Here is a 24,008-nt window from a genome sequence, read left to right on the forward strand (position 1 = left end):
CGTTATGTATCTTGATACCAGCAACGTACAAAGCCTGAAGGAAAAACTATTATTATGTGCGGTTAATGAATTTGCCGAATATGGTTATGAAGGGGCCAGAGTCGATAATATCGTGAAGGCTGCGGAGTGCAGTAAACAGACGGTTTACCATCACTTTGGTAATAAAGAAAATTTATTTATCGAAGTGCTGGAATATACCTGGAATGATATTCGACAAAAAGAAAAATCCCTTGATGTTTCAGGTCTCCCTCCACAAAAAGCAATTGAAAAAATCATCGATTTTACCTGGGATTATTACATTGCTAATCCCTGGTTTTTAAAAATTGTGCATAGTGAAAACCAGAGCAAAGGTGTGCATTATGCAAAATCACAGCGTCTTCAGGAAATTAACCACGCGCATTTGCAGTTAATGGAATCCTTGTTGGCTGAAGGGAAGAAACTCAATATTTTTAAGCCTGATATCGACCCGTTGCAGGTGAATATCAATATTGCCGCGCTTGGAGGATATTATTTGATCAACCAGCATACGCTTGGCCTGGTTTATCACATCAGCATGGTTTCACCGCAAGCGCTGGAAGCCAGACGTAAGGTCATTAAAGAAACGATCCTTAGCTGGCTTCTGCTTGAACCTTCATCTACCGCGCACGAATAAAACTGCCATCTGGCTGGCGGGTAAACAGAACCTGTTGATTATTCTCCGTATCAATGGTTAAGCCCGTCACCACGCCGCTGGCGTTCTGGCGAATTTTCACTATCTGCCCATTTTGCAAATTACTCAGCGGTTTACCCACGCCTTCTACCTGCGCCATTGCATAGACATCAGTGGCGGGTAGACCGTGGTCGCGGAACAGTTGCGCCATCGTTTTGCCGGGTTCGACACGGTAAGAGCGCCACTGGTTGTCAATTCCGCTATCTGGCTGGAAAGGTTGTGTTTGTGCGGTTTGCGGCTGATCTTCAGGCTGACTTTCCTGTATCGGTTCAGGGGCGACCGGTGCCACCTGATCGGGATCATTTTGTGGGGTGACTAATTGCGCCCGCAGTTGTTCTTCCGTCGGCGGTTGGGATTGCGACTGAATATCCAGTTGCGCTTCACGCGTCACCACCGGCGCGTCGGGCGTATCATCAGACGGAAGTAGAAAACCGACCACCAATACAATGGCGGCAATAATGATCCCCCGACGATGCATCGGCGGCAGCGGGTCCATGAAGCGAAAATTGTCCGGCGCGTGCCAGACTTTCTCCAGGGTTGGTTTTAGTTCAAAGCGCCCGGGCATGGTTTCCTCCTGCTCCGCGTCTTGTTCCTCAATCATAGCCTATGAATAAGCTAACGCTATGATGTCCGTGGTAAACCCGCTTTTATTATATTCATACGGGATATTGCTATTGTTTCTTTTTCCCCGTGATTTGTCATCATTCCCGCGACAAAGTTTTACCCAAAGTTGTGTGGCTGATATGCTGCCCGCTACTTTTTACCCTAAGAAAGGAAATACGATGACCACCCCAACTTTTGATACCATCGAAGCGCAAGCAAGCTACGGCATTGGTTTGCAGGTAGGGCAACAACTGAGTGAATCTGGTCTGGAAGGGTTACTGCCAGAAGCACTGGTTGCAGGCATTGCTGATGCGCTGGAAGGCAAACATCCGGCTGTTCCGGTTGATGTGGTGCACCGTGCGCTACGTGAAATCCACGAACGTGCCGATGCTGTTCGTCGTCAGCGTTTCCAGACGATGGCTGCCGAAGGTGTGAAATACCTTGAAGAAAACGCCAAAAAAGAGGGTGTGAACAGCACCGAATCTGGCCTGCAATTCCGCGTGATTAATCAGGGCGAAGGCGCAATTCCGGCACGTACCGACCGCGTTCGCGTTCATTACACCGGTAAACTGATCGACGGTACTGTATTTGACAGCTCCGTTGCCCGTGGCGAACCGGCTGAATTCCCGGTTAACGGCGTGATCCCCGGCTGGATTGAAGCACTGACTCTGATGCCGGTAGGTTCTAAATGGGAACTGACTATCCCGCAGGAACTGGCTTATGGCGAGCGTGGCGCTGGCGCGTCTATTCCTCCGTTCAGCACCCTGGTGTTTGAAGTCGAACTGCTGGAAATCCTCTAAGCAGCGCATTCTGTTCCCCTCGAGCCAGAGGGGAGCAGGCATTCAGCAATAAACCCTTCAGTTTGCCAAACGGCGCTATTTTGTGTTGCAAAGACCACGTAAGCGTGTATTTTTGTGAGCTATTTCGCGTTATCACCGTGATATGACACTCACTTTAAACATTAAATTAACATTAGATCTAAATCTTAGTATTCATCCCGCGCATTGTTACCTAATATCGATGAGTCCCGATACCGATTCGTCGTATCATAGACTGACAAAAGGCCGCAGAGCCTGAACAACACAGACAGGAAGAAAAAACATGGTAGATCAGGTAAAAGTCGTTGCCGATGATCAGGCTCCGGCTGAACAGTCGCTACGGCGCAATCTCACAAACCGGCATATTCAGCTTATTGCCATTGGCGGTGCCATAGGTACAGGGTTGTTTATGGGTTCCGGTAAAACAATTAGTCTTGCCGGGCCGTCGATCATTTTTGTTTATATGATCATCGGTTTTATGCTCTTTTTCGTGATGCGGGCAATGGGGGAGTTGCTGCTTTCGAATCTGGAATATAAATCTTTTAGTGACTTCGCTTCCGATTTATTGGGGCCGTGGGCGGGTTATTTCACTGGCTGGACTTATTGGTTCTGTTGGGTGGTAACCGGTATGGCGGATGTTGTGGCGATTACCGCTTACGCGCAGTTCTGGTTTCCAGGACTTTCCGACTGGGTGGCGTCGTTGTCGGTGATCATTCTGTTGCTGGTTCTTAATCTCGCCACCGTGAAAATGTTTGGTGAGATGGAGTTCTGGTTCGCGATGATCAAAATCGTCGCTATTGTGTCGCTGATTGTTGTCGGTCTGATTATGGTGATGATGCACTTCCAGTCACCGACTGGCGTAGAAGCGTCGTTTGCGCATTTGTGGAATGACGGCGGCTGGTTCCCGAAAGGCTTAAGCGGCTTCTTTGCCGGATTCCAGATAGCGGTTTTCGCTTTTGTGGGGATTGAGCTGGTCGGCACAACGGCTGCGGAAACCAAAGATCCAGAGAAATCACTGCCGCGTGCGATTAACTCCATTCCGATCCGCATCATTATGTTCTACGTCTTCGCGCTGATTGTGATTATGTCCGTGACGCCGTGGAGTTCAGTGGTCGCGGAGAAAAGCCCGTTTGTAGAACTGTTTGTGCTGGTGGGGCTGCCTGCGGCGGCAAGTGTGATTAACTTTGTGGTGCTGACCTCTGCGGCTTCTTCTGCTAACAGTGGCGTATTCTCTACCAGCCGTATGTTGTTTGGTCTGGCACAGGAAGGCGTCGCGCCGAAAGCGTTCGCTAAACTCTCTAAACGCGCAGTACCAGCGAAAGGGCTGACCTTCTCTTGTATCTGTCTGCTCGGCGGCGTGGTGATGTTGTATGTGAATCCAAGCGTGATTGGCGCGTTCACCATGATCACCACGGTTTCAGCGATTCTGTTTATGTTCGTCTGGACAATTATCCTTTGCTCGTACCTGGTGTATCGCAAACAGCGTCCACACCTGCATGAGAAGTCGATCTACAAGATGCCGCTCGGCAAGCTGATGTGCTGGGTATGTATGGCGTTCTTTGTGTTCGTTATCGTGCTGCTGACGCTGGAAGATGACACTCGGCAGGCGCTGCTGGTTACTCCGCTGTGGTTTATCGCACTAGGGCTGGGCTGGTTGTTTATTGGTAAGAAACGTATAGCGAAGTAATGCTGCTAAGGCACCTGCGGGTGCCTTTCAGGCTGCAAAATTGCCTGATGCGCTACGCTTATCAGGCCTACGGGAGCTCTGCCATATATTGAATTTGCGTGCTTTTGTAGGCCGGATAAGGCATTTACGCCGCATCCGGCATGAACAAAGCACACTTTGTCTGCAATCTCTTTTGTCTTTATACATTCCTAAAAATACTTCCCGTCATCGACAGCGCCCAGGCGCGGGCTTACCGTGAATCTTTGCCACTTATTGCAGAGTTCACTATGGCTAAGTACAGTTGGTTATTAATCGCCGCATTACCTCTCTCCATTTCACCTTCCTGGGGCGCAGATTTTTATTACCGCCAGCAGGAGAAAGGTACGGTTTACATTGCCGAACAGAAGGGGGAAAAAGATGAGATCCTCTCCGAATTACCAGATATTAATTTTTCCCACCTTTGGCGCATTGCCAATTTAGCCAATAAACAAGAAACCCGCTTACTGTCCGATTTTAATCCCGATAAGTTCGATTGCGATGATGAGGGGGATTGTCAGCATACCTGGCTCACCGATGGACGCTCTGTCCTTTGGGCAGGCAAAGTCCTGACAAACCCATCCGGTAAACCTAATGTCGATGCCACCAGTTTTCAGGCATTCGGCGCTTTCGCTGCCGATAAACGCAGTATCTATTTTGATGGTCAGCGTACCGATGATAATAGCGGTGATAAGCAGGTGGATATGTCAACGCTGGAAGAGACGGACATCTGGAATTTACTGCGTGATAAAAATAGTCTTTGGCATAAAGGTCGCTGGTTGGGTCATGCCGATGGATTTCAAATCGTGCGGCATGATTCAGCCATACAATTTGTTGTGCTGACAAATTCGCAGGTAATTGTTAACGGTAAGCTTCTGCCCGCCGATCGCAAAACTTTTCAGATTAAACGTTGGATGCCTGGTGAACGGTTGGTTTATCGCGATAAAAGCGGCGAGCATGACTATGAGCTTGAGGATATTGAGTATCGCTGTGCGCCATTTAATAGTGGTCTGAATAATGTGTCCTGGCTCAAACATGAAGCCACTCCAGCGGGCAGTGACTGTGTTTATGAAACGCTGGTGGGGGTTGATCCGGAATATTTTTATCTGTTTGTTTGGGACACCGGTTTATATAAGAACCAAATTTATAAAGTAACAACCAACGCCTTGGGTGAAGGTGAATTGATTAATCTTAAGTCGGAGGAACTCTCCGGCTCACTTGAAGCAGGTGGTTGGCGGAGATTAATTAATATGTATATATCTCCAGACGGGCAGCTTTACGCTCAACAAGCGACTGAAATTGTGAAAGAGCGTGCCCGGCAAGGTGAATGGCTGCGTTATAACCTGGGTGTGGGAGGATGGTCATCGGTGAAGCAACCTCCGAGCGGACTAAAACCCTTATTTAAATAACCTCTTCACACTAACAGCTTCAGGATGACGCTATGTTGCGAATTAAACCCCTTTGTCTCGCCCTGGCTTTATTTTCAACCATCTCACTAGCCTGCTCCGGTGTACCTTCTGCTGCGTTTTACTACCAGCCGTGGGGGCAAGGAACAAAATATAGCGTTGAAGATAGTGACGATTATGGACTCTATTTCCCGGATATTCATTTACCGCAGGTCAAGTTTAAGCAACTTCGCCGCGTACCCAACGGCACTGATGATAAATATGATTCTCCGGATAATATCAATAATGATTTTGTACAAGTGGATGCTGGCACTTATATCAGAACTAATGGCGGCTGGCGTTTCGACTGGTTGACTGATGGCCGTCATATTTTATGGGCAGGGAAAATAGTCCAGAACCCGCCGGGAACACCGAAAGTCGATGCCGCAACTTTCCGTGCCTGGGGACGTTTTGCCGCTGATAAAGACAGCCTCTATTTTGATGGCGAACGCACGGATGATAACCGCGGCGAAAAGCAGGTTGATATGGATTCGCTGCAACAAGTCGGCGGTCGCGTTCGTTCAGGTGATTCTGCGGATGTGCTCAAAGATCGCCGCAATATTTATTTTCAAGGGCGTTGGTTAGGCAGTGCACAAGGGTATTCTATTCTTGGCGTTAAATCCTGGACACGTCGCCCCATTCTTTATTCACCTAATAGTTGTGAAAGCAAAAGTAATCCTGGACCGTGGGATACCATTTGGCGAACCCAATCGCAGGTCTTTGTGAATGGAGATGCCATCAATGCCGATCCGGATACCTTTCATCTTGTGCGCTGGATGGCCGGTTCACTACTGATTTATCGCGACAAAAACGGGGAGAAACGTTATTCGTTCGGGAAAGATTGCCGGAGTACGTTTGATCTACAGCGAGATAAAGTAACATGGTTGACGCGTGATGCTTCCCGGCGCGCTAATGACTGCCGGGTTGCGACCATTCCTGATGTTGATCCGGAATATTTTCGCCCGTTGACGCAGAATGTGGCGCAATATAAAGATTCGCTCTATCTGGTGAAGTATGTTTCTGGGGTCGAAAAAACGCTTTCGGTTATTCATTTACCCGACCCCAAACAAGAATTACAGGGAGGCGTTAATATTGTAGGGAATAAAGTTTATTTCATCGCGAGCGCTGATGTGACTATTTTCGATATTAATGGGCATTGGACGTGGTATAAAAGCCCCGATGGCACAACATTAAATTATTTGGCACATGATGACCGCTATACGTATTTTATTAACGAAGACACGGTTGAGCTCTTTGAACTGAAAGGCCAATGGACGTGGTTTAAATACGCCAATGGTCAATTATCAGATACCTTTGCTCATGATGACCATTATATTTATTACGTAGGAGATGGGTTGGTTCGTGATGCGAAGCGGCGTAATGAGACTCGACAACTCAATGCGGCGCATCTTGATAAAAACGGCAGTCTGCTTACCGTTGAAGGTAAGTACACCAGTTACAATAATGAATTGCTTCCACTGAGTGACTGAATCACTTAACAATCAACGATCCTGCTCATGTCAGGATCGTTGATCAAACAAATCACTCACCCGCCAGCGCGCGTGGGAACAGTACATTATTTTCCAGACTGATGTGCTCCATTAAATCATCAATCAGTTCATTAATACCGTTATACATCGCTTTCCAGGTGGTGCAGGCTTCCGGCGGCGGTGTGACGTTATTGGTAATGTGTTTGATAACCTCCAACAGCTCACCTGCTTCATCGTGTTCGCTTTCCATTACGCTGATTGGCCCCATCGCCTGGCTGCCCATGCCTTGTTTGATCATCGGGAAGAGGATCTGCTCTTCTTTCATCATGTGGCTGGAAAGCTCTTCATGCAGCATAGTCAGGTATTTTGTCAGCCCTTTTGGCACGCTCGGTTTGTCGGCGTGAACGCGCTCTACTTTGGTGGCTTGCAGGATCAACTCTGGCAGTTGTTCGCGGTGACGATCGTGGTAGCGCACGATGATATGGTCGATGATTTCTGCCAGCGGCGCGCTACGCCAGTCTTTCTCAATTGGTTGTTCAGCAAGCTTTGCCAGTTCGGCTTCAATGACGTCAACATCCAGTTCTTTACGTGCCGCCGCGCGAGCCAGCGTCTGCTTACCGCCGCAGCAGTAATCCATATCATATTGACGAAACAGAGCCGAAGCGCGAGGAATAGAGAGCGCCAGTTCACCTAAAGGTTGGTCGCGATAAGCCATAGCTGATACCTCATTCTTAATAAGATAAGATGTATTTTAAATGCATCTTTAAGTTAAAAGCTATAACCCTTACGTAGCAGAGGATTATTTAACAGATTGGCAAGGTGTCAACTTTCAGAGACAGGTTCAGCTAAGGGTTTTTCCGGTTTTGCTCTGACTGCAATGATCACGCCGGCCACTAACAGCGCGATACCGCTCAGCGTCATCAGCGGTGGAATTTGTTGGCGGAGTAAAAAGGTGTACAGCAAACCTGCCAGCGTTTCGAAAACAATCAGCGGCCCGAGGATCACCGTCGGTAATCGCTGGCTGGCGACGTTCCAGCAAAGTGCGCCGACCCATGAGCAAAGCACGGCGATAGCAATCATCAGGCTAATAAAGGCCAGTGGACGGGAGCCAAAAGGTAGAGAGAAATCAGGCATTTGCGTATTCAGCCAGAAACAAGCAACAACATAACCGATGAGCGAAATCGGCAGTGTGACCAGCGCCTGCGCCGTCGCCCACATCATTGGATGTTTGTCTGGATTTTCCCGCAGCCAGCGGGCGTTGCGCAATGCATACCACGCCCAGCAAACCACGGAGACTAATGCCAGCATGACGCCTGAGGTATAACGTGCCCAGTCAAAATTGGGGAGACCGTGGTTTAACTCAGCAATATTTACACACGCAAGGCCGATACCAATACAAACCAGCGCCGGGGCGAGTTTCCCCCACGCGAGTTTGCCGTCGCGCTGGCTGTACAGCAAATTGGCAAAGACCGGGATAACCACTGGCAGGGTGCCGATAATCATCGTGGAAACAGGCGCGCCGGTTCGCTGAATGGCACTGGCAAGGCAAAAGTAATAGATGAGATTGCCCATCATGGTGAGCATTAGCGCGGTAAGCCAGTCGCGACGTGTCAACTGGCGCAGACGCACGCGCCCCAGCCAGGCAATGGGCAGTGCAATTAAACCTAATGCCAGATAGCGTCCCATTGATTGCAACATCGCCGGGTATTCTGGAACGATCAACGGCCCGACAAAAATAAGCCCCCACATCAACCCTGCTAACAGGGCGTACAGCACGCCGCTAATCATCACTGGCATCCATTGGTCTGTCAGAAGAAATATTCAGGGAACAGAGATGGTTGCTCCCCGCATCCCGTCATTATCAGAGAGGATGCGGGAGGATGCCACTTTAATTAACTAGTTATTAACATTAAAAAGCGCGTTTACGCTTTCGGCTAATGTTGTTGTCGGGCGGCCAATCAGCGTGCTGAGCGTTTTGCTGTCATCAAACAGACCACCTTTTGATGCGCCAACGTCAGAGTCAGCCAGCATATCCGCCAGTCCGCCAGGAAGACCAACGCTTTTCAGCGCTGCGGCGAAATCGGCTTCGCTCATATTCTGGTAGATAACTGGTTTGCCGCTCTGTTTGGTCAGCTCTGCCGCTAACTGTGTCAGCGTCCAGGCGTTGTCGCCCGCCAGCTCATAGACTTTGCCTTCGTGACCTGCTTCGCTAATTACGCGTGCCGCAGCCTCTGCGTAATCTGCACGAGTTGCTGAGGCAATTTTGCCATCGCCCGCCGCACCAATAAATACGCCGTGTTCCAGTGCTGCCGGGGCGCTGGCGAGGTAGTTTTCAGTGTACCAGCCGTTGCGCAGCAGGGTATAAGCGATGCCAGAATCAGCCAGCATTTTCTCCGTCTCGATATGCTCAGCAGCCAGGCCGAGCGGGGAGGTGTCCGCATGTAACAGGCTGGTGTAGGCGATAAATTTCACGCCAGCCGCCTTTGCGGCATTAATAACATTACGATGCTGCGAGGCACGCTGTCCCACTTCGCTGGAAGAGATCAGCAGCAATTTTTCCACGCCCTGTAGCGCAGATGTCAGTGCAGCTTCATCGCCGTAGTCAGCCTGACGCACGCTAATGCCTTGTGCGCTCAAAGCATGCGCTTTTTCCGGATTACGTGCGATAGCCACTATTTGGCTGGCAGAAACGGTTTGCAGCAAAGATTCAATTACATTGTGACCAAGCTGGCCGGTCGCGCCGGTGATTGCGATCATGAGAAATCTCCATTGGTTTGTCTTGTGTTTAAATACGCTAACACCTAAACTAACTTTTAGTAAGTACATACAAAAAGGTAAGTATGAAATGAGTCGGGTAAGCCTGTCGCAACAACTGAAAGAGGGAAACCTCTTCGCTGAGCAGTGTCCGTCGCGGGATGTGTTGAAACACGTTACCAGCCGTTGGGGGGTACTGATTCTGGTGGCGCTGCGCGAAGGCACTCATCGCTTTAGCGACTTGCGGCGTAAAATGGGCGGAGTGAGCGAAAAGATGCTCGCGCAGTCGTTACAGGCGCTGGAGCAGGATGGATTTGTTAACCGTATCGCGTATCCGGTGGTGCCGCCGCATGTGGAATATAGCCTCACACCGCTGGGTGAACAGGTCAGTGAAAAGGTTGCTGCACTGGCAGACTGGATTGAGTTGAATTTGCCAGAGGTGCTGGCGGTGCGGGATGAACGTGCGGCATAACTGCCGGAGACCTACGATTCGTGGTTTGTAGGGCGGATAAGACGCGTCAGCATCGCATCCGCCAGGAAGTGCCGGATGCGATGCATGATGTGTAGACCGAAAACGGTGTGTCTTACTTACTCAAATCCACCTGATAAATCGCAAACCCGATATCATCAGTCGCGACTTTATTCATTGGATACTGACCCTTCTCTTTAATAAAGTCTGCGGCTTTATCGGACGGGGACGTTTCAAAACGAATATCCAGTTTTTTATCACCGGCAATCGGCGCTAAACGCCAGTTATTATCTGCCGCTGGGTGAATTTCTCCTGCACGCTTCGACTCTTCAGCAATCCACGCTGCCAGCACCGAACGGTTCTCATCCGGCGACGCAAAGGCGATATGGCTGTCGCCTGTTCCGGCAAATTTGCCACCGTATGCACGATAATTATTGGTAGCAACCAGGAACATCGCGTCCGGATCAATCGGTTTACCATTAAAGGTCAGATTCTTAATCCTTTCCGCATTGGCATTAATCACCTGACATTCACCGTCATAGCGGGCTGGCTGGGTAACATCAATCTGATAATTCACGCCGTCAATCACATCAAAGTTATAGGTACGGAAGCCATCCCAGTTGATTAATGACTGCGGTTTAGTGCTGTTGGGATCTATCTGGTTAAACTGCCCGGCGGAGCACTCCAGCCACTCTTTAACTTCCTTGCCGCTGGCTTTTACCACAATCAGCGTATTGGGATAGAGATAGAGATCGGCGGCATTACGGAAAGTCAGTTGGCCTTTTTCCACTTCTACATAGCTGGCAGGATCGTTCTTGCGACCGCCAACTTTAAACGGCGCAGCGGCAGAGAGCACCGGCAGTTTTGCCAGATCCGGATCGCCCTGAATGTAATGTTCGACATACGCTTTTTGCGCGTTGTTCACCACCTGCACCGTCGGATCGTCCTGTACCAGCGCCAGATAGCTATACATATTGTCGGCGGATTTCCCGATAGGTTTGCTGACAAACTGGCGTGTGGCATCGTGATCGGCTTTCAGCGTTGCAACCAACTTGCTGTCTTCAGCGGCGAGTGATTTTTTATTGGCGACATCGTAAATCGGGCGAGCTTCCGCTTTTGCTTGCGTCACCTGCCATTTCCCGCTGTCATTATTGAGTTGCAGATCGACCACGCCGAGATGATCGCCCCACATGCCTGGCATTACCGCCGGAACACCGTTAATCGTACCTTTGGCGATATCTACGCCTTTGATATCAGCAAAATCTTTGCCCGGGAAGACGGCATGGGCATGACCAAACATAATGGCATCAACGCCCGGAATTTCACTGAGATAATAAACTGAGTTTTCCGCCATTACTTTATACGGATCGGCAGACAGACCAGAATGCGCCAGAACGACAACGACATCGGCACCTTTCTCGCGCATTTCCGGCACGTACTTGCGCACTGTTTCGGTAATATCGTTAACGGTAACTTTGCCGGATAAATTGGCTTTATCCCATCCCATAATCTGCGGTGGCACGACGCCGATATAGCCAATTTTCAGCGTTTGCTTTTTCCCGTCTTTATCGACTACTTCGGTGTCTTTAATTAAATACGGTGTAAACATCGGCTGGTTGGTTTTTACGTCAATGACATTGGCATTTATATAGGGGAATTTCGCCCCCACCAGCGCATTTTTCAGGTAATCCAGACCGTAATTAAATTCATGATTGCCGAGTGTGCCGACGGTATAATCCAGCGTATTCAGCGCCTTATAGACCGGATGAATATCACCGGCTTTTAATCCTTTAGCCGACATGTAATCCGCCAGCGGGCTGCCCTGAATCAGGTCACCGTTATCGACCAACACGCTATTTTTCACTTCATTGCGCGCGTCATTAATCAGGCTCGCGGTGCGTACCAGCCCAAATTTTTCTGTGGATGTGTCTTTGTAATAATCGAAATCCATCATGTTGCTATGCAAATCAGAGGTTTCCATTATGCGTAGATCGACTGTTGCCGCATTCACGCTGGCAGCAATCAGCGTGGCCAGGAGCGTTGCGCTAAACTTAATCATAAGGGACATCCTTTTATGAACGAGAAGATGAAACGTCTTTCATACGGAGCGTGAAGGATGCCATAAATAATAAATCAGGAAACGATGACGCCATCACAGTTGGCGGATTCTATAGCGATGGGGTATAAGTAAAACAATAAGTTAACGCCGCTCACAGAGACGAGGTGGAGAATGTTAGATCAAGTATGCCAGCTTGCACGGATTGCGGGCGATGCCATTATGCAGGTCTACGACGGGACTAAACCGATGGACGTCGCCAACAAAGCAGATGACTCTCCGGTGACGGCGGCAGATATCGCCGCGCATACCGTAATCATGGAAGGATTACGTAAACTGACGCCGGATATCCCCGTTCTTTCTGAAGAAGATCCTCCCGGTTGGGAAGTCCGCCAGCACTGGCAACGTTACTGGCTGGTGGATCCGCTGGACGGCACCAAAGAGTTTATTAAACGAAATGGCGAATTTACCGTTAACATTGCGCTGATCGACAAAGGCAAACCGATATTAGGTGTGGTGTATGCGCCGGTAATGAACGTAATGTACAGCGCGGAGGAAGGAAAAGCCTGGAAAGAAGAGTGCGGCGTGCGCAAGCAGATTCAGGTACGCGACGCTCGCCCGCCTCTGGTCGTCATTAGCCGTTCCCATGCGGATGCGGAGCTGAAAGAGTATCTGCAACAGCTTGGCGAACACCAGACGACATCCATCGGTTCTTCACTGAAATTTTGCCTGGTGGCGGAAGGGCAGGCTCAGCTCTACCCGCGTTTTGGGCCAACCAATATTTGGGACACCGCTGCCGGTCATGCTGTGGCTGCCGCTGCCGGAGCACACGTCCACGACTGGCAGGGGAAACCGCTGGATTACACTCCGCGTGAATCCTTCCTGAATCCAGGGTTCCGGGTTTCTATTTATTAAGCAACTTATGCAGCAAGTCCATCACTTGCTGCACCTCTTCCTGAGTGAGCGCTCCATCTTTTGCCCATTGCACGCGACCGTCTTTATCCAGCACTGCAATGGCGGAACTCTCTTCATCCAACTGCCAGGCGCTGCGTGCGATGCCGTTGCTGTCGACAATAAACTGTGACCACGGATAGAGCTTTTTATTGCTCTCCAGGCTGCTACGTACAAACATACCTGAACCGGGGATAGCGTCGTCGGTGTTCACAATGGTGGTCGTCTGGTAGCGATCATGCGGCAGTTTTGCCGATTTAATCGCTTCAATCAGCGTCGCATTTTTCTCTTTTGCGGAGGTGCGACCGGCAATATGTTGCAGTACCCGCACTTTCCCCACTAACTGTGCGCTGTTCCAGGTATTGTAGCTAAACTGATCTTTATCAAGTACTAACTCGCCACGATCGGCAATGCCAATTGGTGGTACTCGCTGACCGGTTTCGAATTTATGCGCGGAGGCCATCATCGGCAGTAGCAAGCAAGTCAGCGCGAGAATCTTGCGTAGGGTCATAGTGTTTCCTTCTTATCGTATGCAGGTGATCCGACCACTTGGGTCGGACTTTTAATCATATGTGCTATTTATCGAATTTCCCGCAAGTGTGGTGCCAGTTTGCGGACAAGCGCACAAATCATATGAAAAATGAATGCTTATACTGAAGATTGTGGTTAGGCGAAAAGATAATTCTGAATAACTGTAACGTTAAGGTAAAAAACTTTATACACACTGGAAACATTGCAGCGATAGACTATAGTCATCAGGCATTAAAATTTGCGCCTCATAATAGTTGGGCCGATTGTGGCACCACAAAGGCGTAATACTCAGCAGGAGATAACAATGAAAATTTTCCAACGGTACAACCCACTGCAGGTGGCGAAGTACGTGAAAATCCTGTTCCGTGGACGGTTATACATCAAGGACGTTGGCGCTTTTGAATTTGATAAGGGTAAGATTCTTATCCCAAAAGTGAAGGATAAGCTGCATTTGTCAGTGATGTCCGAAGTTAACCGTCAGGTTATGCGTCTGCAAACAGAGATGGCTTAACCAGCGTGCTATGCAGTAATAAGACGGCTCCTGATTCAGGAGCCGTTGATGTTTCTGGGGTTATGCGACGCTTTCTTCTTTATTTTTATCTTTAGCGTCAGGCTGTTTCGGTGAAAGGGCGGTGGCTTTGCTGTCGATCCGCGTCACCAGCAGTTGGTCGATGCGGTAGTTATCGATATCCACCACTTCAAATTTGTAGCCGGAGAGTTTCACTGAATCGGTGCGTTTCGGGATCTTACGCAGCATAAACATCATAAAGCCGCCGATGGTTTCGTAGTTGCCCGACTGCGGGAACTCGTCAATATCCAGCACACGCATCACGTCGTCAATCGGCGTACCGCCATCGATTAGCCATGAGTTCTCATCACGCGCGACAATCTGTTCTTCCAGCCCCTGACCGACCAGATCGCCCATCAACGTGGTCATCACGTCGTTGAGGGTAATTATCCCCACCACCAGGGCGTACTCGTTCATGATTACCGCAAAGTCTTCGCCCGCAGCTTTAAAACTTTCCAGCGCCTCAGAGAGGGTCAGAGTGTCAGGCACGATCAGCGTGTTGCGAATCTGCACGCCGCTATTCAGTGCCAGGCTTTGATTGGCCAGCACGCGGTTCAGCAGATCTTTCGAGTCCACATAGCCGATGATGTGGTCGATATCTTCATTACAGACGAGGAATTTTGAGTGTGGATGCTCCGCCACTTTATTCTTCAGACTTTGCTCATCTTCATGGAGATCGAACCAAATCACGTTTTCACGCGGCGTCATGGAAGACGGCACGGTACGGGATTCCAGTTCAAACACGTTTTCGATCAGCTCGTGTTCCTGTTTACGCAGTACTCCAGCCAGTGCACCGGCTTCCACCACCGCGTAGATGTCATCAGAAGTGATGTCATCTTTACGTACCATCGGCAATTTAAAGATACGGAAGATCATGTTTGCCAGGCCGTTGAAAAACCACACCAGAGGGGTGCAGACGAACAGGCAGAAGCGCATCGGGTTGATGATACGCAAAGCCACAGCTTCTGGCGCAATCATACCGATGCGTTTCGGGGTTAAATCCGCAAACAGAATAAACATGCCAGTCACTAATGAGAAAGAGAGAATAAAGCTCAGTTGCTCAGAGAGTTCCGCTGATATATAGCGAGAGAACAGGCTGTTAAAAGCCGGAGAGAACGCCGCATCACCGACGATACCACCGAGTATCGCCACCGCGTTCAGACCAATTTGCACCACGGTAAAGAACATGCCGGGATTTTCCTGCATATCCAGAACTCGCTGGGCGTTTATATTGCCTTCATCAGCCAGCAGTTTAAGTTTGATTTTGCGTGAGGCGGCAAGCGAGATCTCGGACATCGAGAAGAACGCACTCACAGCGATCAAGCATAGTATGACTAAAATACTGTTTAACATATCTTATCCGACCGTTCAGGTCAGATCCTCGGAAGGGGAAGTTGATTAATTTGTGCGAAATACACATTGAAAGCCGGTTCGAAGAGAGTGAACCGACATTTTCAGTGGCTAGTATAGCGTAAGGTTCTGTAAAGTCGCCAGAGGGTTAAATTTTTGCTTCATTTCGCTTTAGTTCAGCCTTTTATTGCTACGCTTCAGGCGGCAGGCAAACGCCGATCCCACCAATTCCACAATAGCCATATGGGTTTTTGTGCAGATATTGTTGGTGGTCATCTTCGGCATAATAAAACGGTGTAGCGTTGGCGATCTCGGTGGTTATCTGGCGATCGTCACCGACGGTGAGCATTGCGGCCTGAAAACGTTCCAGACTGGCGCGGGCGGCAGCGTCCTGTTCTGGTGTCAGCGGGTAAATTGCGGAACGATACTGCGTGCCGTGGTCATTGCCCTGACGCATCCCTTGTGCGGGATCGTGATTCTCCCAGAATACCTGTAACAGTTGTTCGTAGCTGATCACTGACGGATCGTAAACCACGCGTACCGCTTCGGCGTGGCCGGTATCACCAGAACACACTTCCCGATAGGTCGGGTTTGGCGTGTAACCGCCGGTATAGCCTGCGGCAGTGCTGTAAACACCGGGAAGTTGCCAGAAAAGGCGTTCCACGCCCCAGAAACAGCCCATAGCAAAAATGGCGATCTCCATTCCGTCAGGCACATTGGTCAGTGAGTGGCCGTTGACCGCATGCAATGTGGCTACAGGCATCGGGGTATTACGTCCAGGAAGGGCATCGGCGGGGGAAACCAGATGCTTTTTATCAAATAAACTCATAGTGTTGCTCTCCCGAAAGTCGGCCTTTGGGGATTAGGTTGTAACAAGAGACGTATTTGCACACAATAACCCCCGTGAATGTGTATAAAGTAAACCATAAGAAATATTTTGGGTTTAGTCTGCTTTTAAATCCATATGGCTGGATTTTTGTTAAGCCGTTTAACGGAGTTCCAGGGGCAGGAACAAAGGATATTCAGGAGAAAATGTGCGCTATATCCGACAGTTATGCTGTGTAAGCTTACTCTGCTTTAGCGGAGCTGCCGTCGCCGCGAACGTCCGTCTACAGGTCGAAGGGTTATCGGGGCAGCTAGAAAAGAACGTTCGTGCGCAGCTTTCTACGATTGAAAGTGATGAAGTTACGCCAGATCGGCGCTTTCGCGCACGTGTTGATGATGCCATCCGCGAAGGTCTGAAGGCGCTGGGCTATTACCAGCCGACCATTGAATTTGATCTCCGACCACCGCCAAAGAAGGGGCGGCAGGTGTTGATCGCCAAAGTCACGCCCGGCGTGCCGGTGTTGATTGGCGGTACTGATGTGGTTTTGCGCGGCGGTGCGCGGACTGATAAAGACTATTTGAAGTTGCTCGATACCCGCCCGGCTATAGGCACGGTGCTGAATCAGGGCGACTACGAAAATTTCAAAAAGTCCTTAACCAGCATCGCGTTGCGTAAAGGCTATTTCGATAGCGAATTTACCAAAGCACAGTTGGGTATCGCACTTGGCTTGCATAAAGCCTACTGGGATATTGATTACAACAGTGGCGAACGCTACCGCTTTGGGCATGTGACCTTCGAAGGTTCACAGATCCGCGATGAGTACCTGCAAAATCTGGTGCCGTTTAAAGAGGGCGATGAGTACGAATCTAAAGATCTGGCGGAACTGAACCGCCGTCTCTCCGCTACTGGTTGGTTTAACTCGGTGGTGGTTGCACCGCAGTTTGATAAAGCGCGAGAAACTAAAGTATTGCCACTGACTGGCGTCGTTTCGCCGCGCACGGAAAACACCATTGAAACCGGGGTCGGCTACTCAACGGACGTTGGCCCACGAGTTAAAGCCTCGTGGAAAAAGCCGTGGATGAACTCTTACGGTCACAGCCTGACCACCAGCACAAGTATCTCTGCACCGGAACAGACTCTCGATTTTAGTTATAAAATGCCGTTGCTTAAGAACCCACTGGAACAATACTATCTGGTACAGGGTGGTTTTAAGCGTACTGATCTGAATGATACCGAATCCGATTCCACCACCCTGGTTGCTTCCCGTTACTGGGATCTTTCCAGTGGCTGGCAGCGTGCCATTAACCTGCGCTGGAGTCTCGACCACTTTACTCAGGGTGAAATCACTAACACCACGATGCTGTTTTATCCTGGGGTCATGATTAGCCGGACGCGATCACGCGGCGGCCTGATGCCGACCTGGGGCGACTCGCAGCGTTACTCTATCGACTACTCCAACACCGCCTGGGGATCGGATGTCGATTTCTCCGTATTCCAGGCGCAGAACGTCTGGATCCGCACACTTTACGATCGCCATCGCTTTGTCACTCGCGGCACGCTGGGCTGGATTGAAACCGGTGACTTCGACAAAGTACCGCCAGATTTACGTTTCTTCGCCGGGGGCGACCGCAGTATTCGCGGCTATAAATACAAATCGATCGCTCCGAAATACGCCAATGGTGACTTGAAAGGGGCATCAAAGCTAATTACCGGATCGCTGGAGTATCAGTACAACGTGACCGGAAAATGGTGGGGCGCGGTGTTTGTCGATAGCGGCGAAGCGGTAAGCGATATTCGCCGCAGTGACTTTAAAACCGGCACCGGGGTTGGCGTGCGTTGGGAATCGCCGGTCGGGCCGATCAAGCTCGATTTCGCCGTTCCGGTCGCTGACAAAGACGAGCATGGTTTACAGTTTTACATCGGTCTGGGGCCAGAATTATGAGTTTATGGAAAAAAATCAGCCTCGGCGTAGTCATCGTTATTTTACTGTTGCTGGGATCAGTGGCGTTTCTGGTGGGCACCACCAGCGGCCTGCATCTGGTATTTAAAGCGGCAGACCGTTGGGTGCCAGGGCTGGATATTGGCAAGGTCACCGGTGGCTGGCGCGACCTTACCTTGTCTGACGTTCGTTATGAGCAGCCAGGCGTGGCGGTAAAAGCGGGCAATCTGCATCTGGCGGTCGGGCTGGAGTGCCTGTGGGACAGCAGTGTTTGTATTAACGATTTGGCACTGAAGGATATTCAGGTCAACATCGACAGTAAAAAAATGCCCCCTTCAGAGCAAGCGGAGGAAGAGGAAGATAGCGGGCCGCTGGATCTCTCTACGCCATATCCCATCACCCTGACGCGGGTAGCGCTGGATAACGTCAACATTAAGATTGATGACACTACGGTGTCGGTGATGGACTTCACCTCCGGTCTGAACTGGCAAGAGAAAACCCTGACCCTGAAACCGACATCGCTGAAAGGGCTGTTGATTGCCCTGCCGAAAGTGGCAGAAGTGGCGCAGGAAGAAGTTGTCGAACCGAAGATTGAAAATCCGCAGCCGGATGAAAAACCGCTGGGCGAAACGCTGAAAGATCTCTTTTCTCGCCCGGTATTACCGGAGATGACCGACGTACATTTGCCGCTCAACCTGAACATTGAAGAGTTTAAGGGTGAGCAACTGCGCGTGACGGGCGACACGGACATCACCGTGCACACCATGCTGCTGAAAGTCAGTAGCATCGATGGCAATACCAAACTGGACGCACTTGATATCGACTCTAATCAGGGGAGCGTTAATGCCAGTGGCACGGCGCAATTGTCCAATAACTGGCCGGTAGATATCACCCTCAATAGCACACTGAACGTGGAGCCACTAAAAGGCGAAAAAGTGAAGCTGAAAGTGGGTGGTGCGCTGCGCGAACAACTGGAGATTGGCGTTAATCTTTCCGGTCCGGTGGATATGGATCTGCGCGCCCAGACGCGGCTGGCAGAAGTCGGATTGCCGCTCAACGTGGAAGTAAACAGCAAACAGCTTTACTGGCCGTTTACTGGCGAGAAGCAGTATCAGGCGGATGATCTGAAACTGAAACTCACCGGAAAAATGACTGATTACACGCTCTCTATGCACATGGCGGTGAAGGGGCATGAGATCCCGCCAGCGACCATTACCCTCGATGCAAAGGGCAATGAACAGCAGGTTAATCTCGACAAACTTACCGTCGCAGCGCTGGAAGGGAAAACCGAGTTGAAAGCGTTACTCGACTGGCAGCAGGCGATTAGCTGGCGTGGTGAGTTAACGCTTAACGGCATTAACACTGCGAAAGAGTTCCCGGAGTGGCCGTCAAAACTCAATGGTTTGATCAAAACCCGAGGCAGCCTGTACGGCGGCACCTGGCAGATGGACGTACCAGAGTTGAAGCTGACCGGCAATGTTAAACAGAACAAAGTGAACGTTGACGGAACGCTGAAAGGCAACAGTTATATGCAGTGGACGATCCCAGGTCTGCATCTGGAACTGGGGCCAAACAGTGCCGAAGTGAAAGGCGAGTTGGGGGTAAAAGATCTCAATCTTGATGCCACCATCAACGCGCCGGGGCTGGATAATGCGCTACCAGGACTGGGCGGTACAGCGAAAGGGTTGGTGAAAGTACGCGGTACTGTGGAAGCGCCACAACTACTGGCAGATATTACCGCGCGCGGTTTGCGTTGGCAGGAACTCTCCGTAGCGCAGGTTCGTGTGGAAGGCGATATCAAATCCACCGATCAGATTGCGGGTAAACTCGACGTGCGCGTTGAGCAAATCTCGCAGCCGGATGTGAATATCAACCTCGTCACTCTGAACGCGAAAGGCAGCGAAAAGCAGCACGAGTTACAACTGCGGATTCAGGGCGAGCCGGTTTCCGGGCAGCTCAATCTGGCAGGGAGTTTTGATCGCAAAGAAGAACGTTGGAAGGGAACACTTAGCAATACGCGCTTCCAGACGCCGGTCGGCCCGTGGTCGCTGACGCGTGATATCGCACTGGACTACCGCAATCAGGAGCAAAAAATCAGCATCGGGCCACACTGCTGGCTTAACCCGAATGCGGAACTGTGCGTGCCGCAAACCATTGATGCCGGGGCTGAAGGGCGTGCGGTGGTGAATCTCAACCGTTTCGACCTGGCAATGCTGAAGCCGTTTATGCCGGAAAACACTCAGGCCAGCGGTATCTTTACAGGTAAAGCGGATGTCGCCTGGGATACCACCAAAGAAGGGCTGCCGCAGGGCAGTGTTACTCTTTCCGGGCGTAACGTGCAGGTTACGCAAACCATCAACGATGCGGCGCTGCCAGTAGCGTTTCAGACGCTGAACCTGACGGCGGAGTTGCGTAATAACCGTGCCGAGCTGGGCTGGACAATCCGTCTGACTAATAACGGTCAGTTTGATGGTCAGGTGCAGGTAACCGATCCACAAGGGCGGCGTAACCTCGGCGGCAACGTGAATATCCGTAACTTCAACCTCGCGATGGTAAACCCCATCTTTACGCGTGGTGAAAAAGCGGCGGGTATGGTGAGCGCCAACTTACGTCTGGGCGGTGATGTGCAGAGCCCGCAGTTGTTTGGTCAGCTCCAGGTCACTGGTGTGGATATCGATGGCAACTTTATGCCGTTTGATATGCAGCCGAGCCAGCTTGCGGTCAACTTTAACGGTATGCGCTCGACGCTGGCGGGCACTGTGCGAACCCAGCAGGGGGAAATTTACCTGAACGGTGATGCTGACTGGAGTCAGATTGAAAACTGGCGTGCGCGGGTGACGGCAAAAGGCAGTAAGGTGCGGATCACCGTACCGCCGATGGTGCGCATGGATGTGTCGCCAGATGTCGTATTCGAAGCCACTCCAAGCCTGTTTACCCTCGATGGCCGCGTGGATGTACCGTGGGCGCGCATTGTGGTGCACGATCTACCGGAAAGTGCGGTGGGCGTCTCCAGCGATGTGGTAATGCTCAACGATAACCTGCAACCGGAGGAGGTGAAAACGGCATCGATTCCGATCAACAGCAACCTGATTGTTCACGTTGGCAACAATGTGCGCATTGATGCCTTCGGCCTGAAAGCGCGACTGACGGGCGATCTCAATGTCGTACAGGACAAACAAGGTCTGGGTCTGAACGGGCAGATCAACATTCCGGAAGGTCGCTTCCATGCCTATGGTCAGGATCTGATTGTGCGTAAAGGTGAACTGCTGTTCTCTGGCCCGCCGGATCAACCGTATCTCAATATCGAAGCGATTCGTAACCCGGATGCAACAGAAGACGACGTGATCGCCGGTGTTCGTGTCACCGGACTGGCGGATGAGCCGAAAGCGGAGATCTTCTCTGACCCGGCGATGTCACAACAGGCGGCATTGTCCTACTTGTTACGCGGACAAGGGCTGGAGAGCGATCAGAGTGACAGCGCGGCGATGACCTCGATGCTGATTGGTCTGGGGGTTGCACAAAGTGGTCAGATTGTGGGTAAAATCGGTGAGACATTTGGCGTAAGTAATTTAGCGCTCGACACCGAGGGGGTAGGCGATTCCTCCCAGGTGGTGGTCAGCGGCTATGTATTACCAGGCCTACAAGTGAAATACGGCGTGGGGATATTTGACTCTATAGCAACACTCACGTTACGTTATCGCCTGATGCCGAAGCTATATCTGGAAGCCGTGTCTGGTGTAGACCAGGCACTGGATTTGCTCTATCAGTTCGAGTTTTAGCTATGCGAATATTTGTCTACGGCAGTTTACGCCACAAACAAGGCAACAGCCACTGGATGACCAATGCCCAGTTGCTGGGCGATTTCAGTATCGATAACTACCAGTTGTATAGCCTGGGCCACTATCCAGGCGCAGTTCCGGGGAACGGAACGGTACACGGTGAAGTTTATCGTATTGACAACGCCACGCTGGCCGAACTTGATGCCTTGCGCACCAGGGGCGGTGAATACGCGCGCCAGTTGATTCAGACGCCGTACGGGAGTGCATGGATGTACGTATATCAACGACCCGTCGATGGATTAAAGCTGATTGCAAGCGGCGACTGGTTAGACAGGGATAAGCCATAATTAAACACGCCACCTTCGGGTGTAATGCCGATCAGTTAAGGATCAGTTGACCGATCCAGTGGCTGTGTAAAAATCCGGAAACGCTCACTCGTTTCCGGATTTTTTTATGCACATTGGACAGGCCCTTGATCTGGTATCCCGTTACGATTCTCTGCGTAACCCACTGACTTCTCTGGGGGATTACCTCGACCCCGAACTCATCTCTCGTTGCCTTGCTGAATCAGGTACTGTAACGCTACGCAAGCGCCGTCTTCCCCTCGAAATGATGGTCTGGTGTATTGTTGGCATGGCGCTTGAGCGTAAAGAACCTCTTCACCAGATTGTGAATCGCCTGGACATCATGCTACCGGGCAATCGCCCCTTCGTTGCCCCCAGTGCCGTTATTCAGGCCCGCCAGCGCCTGGGAAGTGAGGCTGTCCGCCGCGTGTTCACGAAAACAGCGCAGCTCTGGCATAACGCCACGCCGCATCCGCACTGGTGCGGCCTGACCCTGCTGGCCATCGATGGTGTGTTCTGGCGCACACCGGATACACCAGAGAACGATGCAGCCTTCCCCCGCCAGACACATGCCGGGAACCCGGCGCTCTACCCGCAGGTCAAAATGGTCTGCCAGATGGAACTGACCAGCCATCTGCTGACGGCTGCAGCTTTCGGCACGATGAAGAACAGCGAAAATGAGCTTGCTGAGCAACTTATAGAACAAACCGGCGATAACACCCTGACGTTAATGGATAAAGGTTATTACTCACTGGGACTGTTAAATGCCTGGAGCCTGGCGGGAGAACACCGCCACTGGATGATCCCTCTCAGAAAGGGAGCGCAATATGAAGAGATCAGAAAACTGGGTAAAGGCGATCATCTGGTGAAGCTGAAAACCAGCCCGCAGGCACGAAAAAAGTGGCCGGGACTGGGAAATGAGATGACAGCCCGCCTGCTGACCGTGACGCGCAAAGGAAAAGTCTGCCATCTGCTGACGTCGATGACGGACGCCATGCGCTTCCCCGGAGGAGAAATGGCGGAGCTGTACAGTCATCGCTGGGAAATCGAACTGGGATACAGGGAGATAAAACAGACGATGCAACTGAGCAGGCTGACGCTGAGAAGTAAAAAGCCGGAGCTTGTGGAGCAAGAGCTGTGGGGTGTCTTACTGGCTTATAATCTGGTGAGATATCAGATGATTAAAATGGCAGAACATCTGAAAGGTTACTGGCCGAATCAACTGAGTTTCTCAGAATCATGCGGAATGGTGATGAGAATGCTGATGACATTGCAGGGCGCTTCACCGGGACGTATACCGGAGCTGATGCGCGATCTTGCAAGTATGGGACAACTTGTGAAATTACCGACAAGAAGGGAAAGGGCCTTCCCGAGAGTGGTAAAGGATAGGCCCTGGAAATACCCCACAGCCCCGAAAAAGAGCCAGTCAGTTGCTTAACTGACTGGCATTACCCGTCTGGGTGGCGTTGTTTTTGCGAGACGACACGCATTCTGTTTTGTAACTTTCCCGCCTGTTTCTTTTCCTTCCGAGTCGCTTTCTATATCTGTTAACGCATAAAAAACGCTGCTGGTGTTCATTAATGCGCAGGGGTAAAACATCTCGCAATTTAAATGGTGAGAATGAGCAGGAGCGGCTTATTTCCAGCAAGCGGCTCTGAACAGGCAAGATGCGTT

The 24,008-nt window shown here is 50.8% G+C and carries 20 protein-coding genes; 12 read left to right on the forward strand and 8 right to left on the reverse strand.

Annotated elements, in window-relative coordinates; translation table 11 throughout:
- The first annotated feature begins 4 nt into the window (after positions 1-4).
- The gene (locus A1WG_RS09940) at positions 5-652 is read left to right on the forward strand and encodes a TetR/AcrR family transcriptional regulator (RefSeq protein ID WP_001517639.1); all 648 of its coding nucleotides are present in this window, start codon (positions 5-7) and stop codon (positions 650-652) included.
- Here A1WG_RS09940 and ytfB read toward each other — a convergent pair.
- Positions 636-1,274, reverse strand: a complete 639-nt coding sequence (gene ytfB / locus A1WG_RS09935; RefSeq protein ID WP_001517640.1) for a cell division protein YtfB — start codon at positions 1,272-1,274, stop codon at positions 636-638. The two genes, A1WG_RS09940 and ytfB, sit on opposite strands and share 17 nt — an antisense overlap.
- A 217-nt stretch (positions 1,275-1,491) precedes the next feature.
- On the opposite strand from ytfB, the gene fklB reads away from it, so the two are divergent.
- The 4 genes from fklB (at position 1,492) to A1WG_RS09915 (ending at position 6,767) form a co-directional block, all read left to right on the forward strand.
- A complete protein-coding gene (gene fklB, locus A1WG_RS09930) occupies positions 1,492-2,112 on the forward strand; it encodes a BamJ family beta-barrel-assembly machinery protein (protein ID WP_000211229.1) in 621 nt (206 codons plus the stop codon).
- Between the two features lie 301 nt (positions 2,113-2,413).
- Positions 2,414-3,817 carry a D-serine/D-alanine/glycine transporter gene (gene cycA, locus A1WG_RS09925; protein WP_000228359.1) on the forward strand — a complete coding sequence of 468 codons (1,404 nt, stop codon included), beginning with the start codon at positions 2,414-2,416 and terminating at the stop codon, positions 3,815-3,817.
- Positions 3,818-4,083: 266 nt separating this feature from the next.
- Positions 4,084-5,241, forward strand: coding sequence for a hypothetical protein (locus tag A1WG_RS09920; protein WP_016242573.1), 1,158 nt, complete (start codon positions 4,084-4,086; stop codon positions 5,239-5,241).
- 32 nt (positions 5,242-5,273) lie between these two features.
- The gene (locus tag A1WG_RS09915; protein ID WP_001517642.1) at positions 5,274-6,767 is read left to right on the forward strand and encodes a hypothetical protein; all 1,494 of its coding nucleotides are present in this window, start codon (positions 5,274-5,276) and stop codon (positions 6,765-6,767) included.
- 52 nt (positions 6,768-6,819) lie between these two features.
- Here the strand turns inward: A1WG_RS09915 and ytfE are convergent, their stop codons facing one another.
- From ytfE to A1WG_RS09900, 3 genes are all read right to left on the reverse strand, one after another.
- Positions 6,820-7,482, reverse strand: a complete 663-nt coding sequence (ytfE, locus tag A1WG_RS09910) for an iron-sulfur cluster repair protein YtfE (RefSeq protein WP_000331472.1) — start codon at positions 7,480-7,482, stop codon at positions 6,820-6,822.
- A 107-nt stretch (positions 7,483-7,589) separates the two neighbouring features.
- Positions 7,590-8,555 carry a DMT family transporter gene (locus A1WG_RS09905; RefSeq protein ID WP_001517643.1) on the reverse strand — a complete coding sequence of 322 codons (966 nt, stop codon included), beginning with the start codon at positions 8,553-8,555 and terminating at the stop codon, positions 7,590-7,592.
- 108 nt (positions 8,556-8,663) lie between these two features.
- Positions 8,664-9,524 (reverse strand): SDR family oxidoreductase, encoded by an 861-nt coding sequence (locus tag A1WG_RS09900; protein ID WP_001517644.1) that lies wholly within the window; start codon positions 9,522-9,524, stop codon positions 8,664-8,666.
- Positions 9,525-9,612: 88 nt separating this feature from the next.
- Here A1WG_RS09900 and A1WG_RS09895 point away from each other — a divergent pair, with 88 nt between their 5' ends.
- Positions 9,613-9,993: a winged helix-turn-helix transcriptional regulator gene (locus tag A1WG_RS09895; protein WP_001517645.1), complete on the forward strand. Its 381-nt coding sequence runs from the start codon at positions 9,613-9,615 to the stop codon at positions 9,991-9,993.
- Positions 9,994-10,105: 112 nt separating this feature from the next.
- Here A1WG_RS09895 and cpdB read toward each other — a convergent pair whose 3' ends face one another.
- The gene (gene cpdB, locus A1WG_RS09890) at positions 10,106-12,049 is read right to left on the reverse strand and encodes a 2',3'-cyclic-nucleotide 2'-phosphodiesterase (protein WP_001517646.1); all 1,944 of its coding nucleotides are present in this window, start codon (positions 12,047-12,049) and stop codon (positions 10,106-10,108) included.
- Between the two features lie 171 nt (positions 12,050-12,220).
- Between cpdB and cysQ the strand changes: the two genes are divergently transcribed.
- Complete coding sequence (gene cysQ / locus A1WG_RS09885) at positions 12,221-12,961, forward strand: 3'(2'),5'-bisphosphate nucleotidase CysQ (RefSeq protein WP_000886881.1); 741 nt, start codon at positions 12,221-12,223, stop codon at positions 12,959-12,961.
- On the opposite strand, the gene A1WG_RS09880 is transcribed toward cysQ, so the two are convergent.
- Positions 12,951-13,508: a YtfJ family protein gene (locus A1WG_RS09880; RefSeq protein WP_001517647.1), complete on the reverse strand. Its 558-nt coding sequence runs from the start codon at positions 13,506-13,508 to the stop codon at positions 12,951-12,953. The two genes, cysQ and A1WG_RS09880, sit on opposite strands and share 11 nt — an antisense overlap.
- A gap of 324 nt (positions 13,509-13,832) precedes the next feature.
- On the opposite strand from A1WG_RS09880, the gene A1WG_RS09875 reads away from it, so the two are divergent.
- Complete coding sequence (locus A1WG_RS09875) at positions 13,833-14,039, forward strand: DUF1107 domain-containing protein (protein ID WP_000689228.1); 207 nt, start codon at positions 13,833-13,835, stop codon at positions 14,037-14,039.
- 60 nt (positions 14,040-14,099) lie between these two features.
- On the opposite strand, the gene A1WG_RS09870 is transcribed toward A1WG_RS09875, so the two are convergent.
- Complete coding sequence (locus A1WG_RS09870) at positions 14,100-15,449, reverse strand: polyamine export protein PaeA (RefSeq protein WP_001517648.1); 1,350 nt, start codon at positions 15,447-15,449, stop codon at positions 14,100-14,102.
- A 187-nt stretch (positions 15,450-15,636) separates the two neighbouring features.
- A complete protein-coding gene (msrA, locus tag A1WG_RS09865) occupies positions 15,637-16,275 on the reverse strand; it encodes a peptide-methionine (S)-S-oxide reductase MsrA (protein ID WP_016242574.1) in 639 nt (212 codons plus the stop codon).
- 205 nt (positions 16,276-16,480) lie between these two features.
- Between msrA and tamA the strand changes: the two genes are divergently transcribed.
- The 4 genes from tamA to A1WG_RS09845 all read left to right on the forward strand — a co-directional run bounded on the left by tamA (position 16,481) and on the right by A1WG_RS09845 (position 23,772).
- Positions 16,481-18,214: an autotransporter assembly complex protein TamA gene (gene tamA / locus A1WG_RS09860; protein WP_001269290.1), complete on the forward strand. Its 1,734-nt coding sequence runs from the start codon at positions 16,481-16,483 to the stop codon at positions 18,212-18,214.
- Positions 18,211-21,990, forward strand: a complete 3,780-nt coding sequence (gene tamB / locus A1WG_RS09855; protein WP_001517650.1) for an autotransporter assembly complex protein TamB — start codon at positions 18,211-18,213, stop codon at positions 21,988-21,990. Before tamA ends, tamB begins: the two co-directional genes overlap by 4 nt.
- A gap of 2 nt (positions 21,991-21,992) precedes the next feature.
- Positions 21,993-22,337, forward strand: a complete 345-nt coding sequence (locus A1WG_RS09850; RefSeq protein WP_001219159.1) for a gamma-glutamylcyclotransferase family protein — start codon at positions 21,993-21,995, stop codon at positions 22,335-22,337.
- A gap of 106 nt (positions 22,338-22,443) precedes the next feature.
- A complete protein-coding gene (locus tag A1WG_RS09845) occupies positions 22,444-23,772 on the forward strand; it encodes an IS4-like element IS4 family transposase (RefSeq protein ID WP_001515900.1) in 1,329 nt (442 codons plus the stop codon).
- Positions 23,773-24,008 lie beyond the last annotated feature (236 nt).

This window comes from Escherichia sp. KTE96 (genome assembly GCF_000408525.1).
GTDB classification, from domain to species: Bacteria; Pseudomonadota; Gammaproteobacteria; order Enterobacterales; family Enterobacteriaceae; genus Escherichia; species Escherichia marmotae.